General features: G+C 42.2%; 1 pseudogene. It reads left to right on the top strand.

The features are described from left to right. Positions 1-372 (top strand): annotated as a pseudogene (locus tag HC176_RS17555) (DEAD/DEAH box helicase); the annotation flags it as partial.

Genomic DNA, 372 nt, shown 5'->3' with positions numbered 1-372 from the left:
ATTATCAAATGATTGGCCGTGGATCCCGCGTGCTTCCGGGTAAGGATGAATTCACAGTGATCGATCTTGGTAATAATGCTGCCCGTTTTGGATTATGGAGTGCACCTGTAGATTGGAAACAAATATTTAGATCGCCCGATTATTTCCTGGAGAACCTGGTAAGCGATGAGGAGATCGAGCAAAATTTCCGATATGAAATGCCACGCGAACTGCGAAAGAAATTTTCAAATACCAAAGATGTTTCTTTTGATGTAGATGAAGAGTATGACAATGTGATCAAGAGAGGGTTAAAATCTAAAACCGTCCTGGAGCGTTCCATGGAGCAACATTGCCAAATGTGCGTGGAAAACAGTGCAGATGTTTTTGATGCAC

The sequence above is a fragment of the Tamlana crocina genome, from assembly GCF_012037625.1.
Note: the sequence above shows the minus strand (reverse complement) of the source record. Positions and strands in the feature narration are given on the sequence as shown.